Consider the following 3,799-nt stretch of genomic DNA (forward strand, 5'->3'; position numbering starts at 1 on the left):
ATCGGCGATGTGGTGGAGACGGTTCGGCTGCTCGAGCCCGACGGAACGATCCGCGCGGTCGACGCCTTGGCGCTGGATTTCGAATACCGCTCTTCGATCCTGAAGCAATCCGGCGCGGTGGTGCTCGATGCGGTGCTGAAACTCAAGCCCGTTGATCGGGAAACGATGGAGCGCGAACGCGACCGGATCATGGAGCTGCGCCGGACGAAGCATCCGGATTGGCGGACCATGCCGTGCGCCGGGAGCGTCTTCCGCAACATCGAGCCCACCTCCGCGGCCGAGCGGCGCCAGGCGGCGGGCTGGTTTCTTGAGCAGGCCGGCGCAAAGGATTTCGCGGTGGGCGGAGCCCACCTGTTTGAAAAGCATGCGAATATAATCATTGCCGAACCCTCCGCGACCGCCAACGATGTGTTTCTCCTCACGGAGCGGATGATCGCGGCGGTCCGCGAAAAATTCGGGTTTGAGCTCTCCCGGGAAATCAAGTTGGTTGGAACGTTTTGAGTCGGAGCAACCCGTGGGGCCGGATGGTCCCAAACGCGCGGTTGGCGGCGTCTTGTGGTGTACTGAAGGAACTATTATGAAACGTCGGCAATTTATCGGTGTGTTGGGCGCGGCGGCAACGCTGGCGGTGGGCGTCAGGGCCGCCAAGAACGGGAAACCGAAATATGTTTTCTTGATGATCGGGGACGGCATGGGCGTGGCCCAGGTGCGGATCGCCGAGCGCTATGCCCGGATGAAGGCCCCGGCGAAAGATTTTCGACTGGCCATGAATCGCCTTCCGGTCAAAGGGCTGACGACCACCAACGATGCCTCCGGGGCAATTACCGATTCCGCTGCGGCGGGCACGGCGCTGGCGTGCGGTACGAAGACGCTCAATGGCGTGCTGGGATTGGCCAAGGATAAGGAAACGCCCCTGCGTTCGGCGGCTTTCGATGCCAAGGAGGCGGGCAAGAAGATTGGCATCGTCTCCTCGGTTCCGATCGACCACGCGACCCCCGCCGCGTTCTATGCCCGCGTGCCGGCGCGCGCCATGTATTATGAAATCGACGAGTTCATGCTGCAGTCGGGCTTCGATTATTTCGCCGGCGAAACGATGCTGGGTCGAGGAAAAGCCAAGGACAAGGTGCCGGTCGACCGATTGGTCAAAAACGCGGGGTATCGGCACGTTCGCGACCGCGCCGGGTTCAATGCACTTAAAAAGGGGGATTCCAAGGTGTTGGTGGAATACGACCTCGGCTATGCGATCGATACGAAGGCGGAGCTGACCCTGGCCGACTACACCCGGAAGGGGATCGAATTGCTCGACGGCGAAAACGGCTTCTTCATGATGGTCGAGGGCGGGAAGATCGACTGGAGCGGGCATGCCAACGATTTGGCCACCAATATCCATGAAACCCTCGCGTTCGACGACGCCGTTGCGGTTGTGCTTGAGTTCTGTATGCGGCACCCCGACGAATCGTTGCTGGTCGTGACGGCCGACCATGAGACCGGCGGGTTGAAACTGTCCCCGATCCGGTCGCCCCGGCTGGTTCCCGTCATCGATGCGCAGCATTATCAGGGGGCGCATTTCATCGATCAGATCAAAAAGTGGAAAAAGACGGGAACGAAGACCGTCGAGCAGGTTTATGACCACTTGGTCGAGGGATTTGGCCTCGACGAGGTGGCCGACATCACGAAGAGTACGCTGCTGCAGGCGATTGAAGCGACGCTCTCCGCTGATTCAACGGATGCTCGCAGCGCGGAAATCCAGAAGATGTATGGCAAGAAGAACGCGGCGGTCGTGGCATTCCTGCACGAGGTTGCCGCACGGACGGGCTCGCGCTGGACATCGTTCACGCATACGGCGACCCCGGTCCAGACAACCGCCTACGGTCGGTGGGCGGATCGGTTCGCCGGCGAGAACGACAACGCGGATATCGGGAAAAACCTTCGGGATCTGGTGGCCTCGGCATAGCGCGGCGGATCCGCTACCCGCCGTCGTACGTCATCAGGAAATTGAAGGCCAAATCGTCCTCGGAAAATCCCTCGTACATCACTTGGATCGATCGGCCTTCCGTGTCGAGCAACTGGGTCTCGCTCATAACCAATTCCATCCCAACCTGGTTGGGGTTGGTTGAGCCAACGTATAGCCCCAGTGCGATCAGGGCCGAGGCGGCCATGGCCAACGCGGGTTTGAGCCCAAAGAGCGGAATGGTTTTTCTTCCCGTTGCCGGCGCGTTCACCCGAGCCTGGCGCAGTACGTTTTGCACGGCCGTGGCGGTGGGTTCTTCCCTGTCCTGGAATTGGTGTTGGGCTTCGATCAGGGCATGCTGGAACTGCTGGCAAGATGTGCAGTCGTGCACGTGCGCGGCGAGCCGACGGGCTTGCCTGGCCGGCAATTCGCCGGAATCCTGTAGTAGTATGAGTTTTTCAATGTCTTGGCACTTCATGACATGGCCTCCTGCAATTCCTTGTATTCGTCCTCCAGTAAAGAACGCAATTTGTCCAGTGCATATTGCATGCGAGCCAGGCAAGTATTGATCGAGCAGTTCTGCAGCCGGGCGATTTCCTTGAAGGGGGTGTTGCCGTACATGCGTAATAGGAAGACTTCCCGCTGCTCCGGCGAGAGGGTTTCGACGGCGGCTTCGATCCGTAGGCCGAGCATGGTTCCGCCGGATTCTTCGGCGGGCGATATGCCCGGCGCCGCCAGATGATCCTCCATCGTGGCGTTGCCGTCGTCGCCCCCGATGCTGCTCTGCATCGAGATGTTTTTCTTGTTCCGGCGCGCCCGGTCGATCACCAGATTGTGGGCGATGCGGAAGAGCCAGTTGAGGAAATTGTTGTGTTTGAACTTGTGGATGTTCTTGAGGGCCCGGAACCAGGTCTCCTGGAAGATTTCGTCGGCATCTTCCCGTCCCTCGGTCATTTTCAGGATGAACGAATAGAGCGGACGCTTGTATTTTTCCACCATCGGCTCCAGCGCGTTGGCGTCCCCGCCAAGGTAGGCGTCGATGCATTCAATGTCCGAAATATCCATCATGTGTATATGCCTGGGATTCGCCCGTACAACGAAAGGGGCGGGGCTATTGGGTGAACTCGGAGGTCATCTTTCCCGAAATCGGGTCGATTTCAAGCAAGACTCCGGATCCTTTGGTGTCCTCGAGTTCGAGCTTGAACCACTCGCACTGGCCATTTGGGTAAAAGCGGATCAGAAGAAGATGCTCGTATTCATCGTCTTCCGTCGTTCGGTTTTTGTCGAAATCCTTGATGGTGAGTCCGTCCGGGAGAAAGACGTGGACCTCTTTGTCGATTGTCCCGGTGGAGGAGGAAGAACCCTCGCCGTCGACGTAGCCGAGCCGTTTGAGCACGTCCTGGTCGAGCTCGCCGTCGGCGCCGCCGGTTTGGGCGGCGCTGGTGCCCCCCATGAACAGTTCGAACGTATCGCGGTTGAGCGCAACGGTCATGGTCTCCTCGCGCATGATGGCCATCGATCGGGCATAGCGGGTAATGCGGCGGACGGCGCGGGCGGAGGTCTTGAGCTTGCTGCCCTTGAGCGTGCCCCCGAGGTAGGGCATCGAAATGCCCGTGATGATGACGATCAACACCATCACCATCACCACTTCAATCAAGGTGAAGGCCTCGCGACGCGTGGCGGTTGCCGGGGTTCGATTCCCGAACGTCGCGCCAGCAATGCCGAATTGCGAAGGATCAGGCTTCTTCATTCGGCGGTTCCTGGTTCGGGATTTTTCCGGAGGCAAGCGCAAGCCTATTCCCAGTTGTTGATCGACTCACCCTTGGGGGTCGTACAGGAAATGTCGTA

At 59.4% G+C, this 3,799-nt stretch carries 4 protein-coding genes and 1 pseudogene; 2 read left to right on the plus strand and 3 right to left on the minus strand.

The features are described from left to right. Together ABYO54_RS14985 and ABYO54_RS14990 are read left to right on the plus strand one after the other, a co-directional pair. Nucleotides 1–501: pseudogene (locus tag ABYO54_RS14985) on the plus strand (hypothetical protein); the annotation flags it as partial. Between the two features lie 76 nt (nt 502–577). Beyond that, nucleotides 578–1,954 (plus strand): alkaline phosphatase, encoded by a 1,377-nt coding sequence (locus tag ABYO54_RS14990; RefSeq protein ID WP_372809047.1) that lies wholly within the window; start codon nt 578–580, stop codon nt 1,952–1,954. A 13-nt stretch (nt 1,955–1,967) separates the two neighbouring features. On the opposite strand, the gene ABYO54_RS14995 is transcribed toward ABYO54_RS14990, so the two are convergent. The 3 genes from ABYO54_RS14995 to ABYO54_RS15005 are packed head-to-tail and all read right to left on the minus strand — an operon-like array spanning nt 1,968 to nt 3,701. Beyond that, nucleotides 1,968–2,429 carry an anti-sigma factor gene (locus ABYO54_RS14995; RefSeq protein WP_372809048.1) on the minus strand — a complete coding sequence of 154 codons (462 nt, stop codon included), beginning with the start codon at nt 2,427–2,429 and terminating at the stop codon, nt 1,968–1,970. Continuing rightward, nucleotides 2,426–3,019, minus strand: a complete 594-nt coding sequence (locus ABYO54_RS15000) for a sigma-70 family RNA polymerase sigma factor (RefSeq protein WP_372809049.1) — start codon at nt 3,017–3,019, stop codon at nt 2,426–2,428. Before ABYO54_RS15000 ends, ABYO54_RS14995 begins: the two co-directional genes overlap by 4 nt. A 43-nt stretch (nt 3,020–3,062) precedes the next feature. Next, entirely contained in the window at nt 3,063–3,701 is a 639-nt protein-coding gene (locus tag ABYO54_RS15005; RefSeq protein WP_372809050.1) for a Tfp pilus assembly protein FimT/FimU, read from the minus strand. Nucleotides 3,702–3,799 lie beyond the last annotated feature (98 nt).

The organism is Pontiella sp. (assembly GCF_041622395.1).
Taxonomy (GTDB): Bacteria; Verrucomicrobiota; Kiritimatiellia; order Kiritimatiellales; family Pontiellaceae; genus Pontiella.

What these genes read in the sequence shown, in the direction of transcription:
- ABYO54_RS14990 (WP_372809047.1), top strand. Translation starts at nt 578, where the DNA reads ATGAAACGTCGGCAATTTATCGGTGTGTTGGGCGCGGCGGCAACGCTG.
- ABYO54_RS15005 (WP_372809050.1), bottom strand. Translation starts at nt 3,701, where the DNA reads ATGAAGAAGCCTGATCCTTCGCAATTCGGCATTGCTGGCGCGACGTTC.
- ABYO54_RS14995 (WP_372809048.1), bottom strand. Translation starts at nt 2,429, where the DNA reads ATGAAGTGCCAAGACATTGAAAAACTCATACTACTACAGGATTCCGGC.
- ABYO54_RS15000 (WP_372809049.1), bottom strand. Translation starts at nt 3,019, where the DNA reads ATGATGGATATTTCGGACATTGAATGCATCGACGCCTACCTTGGCGGG.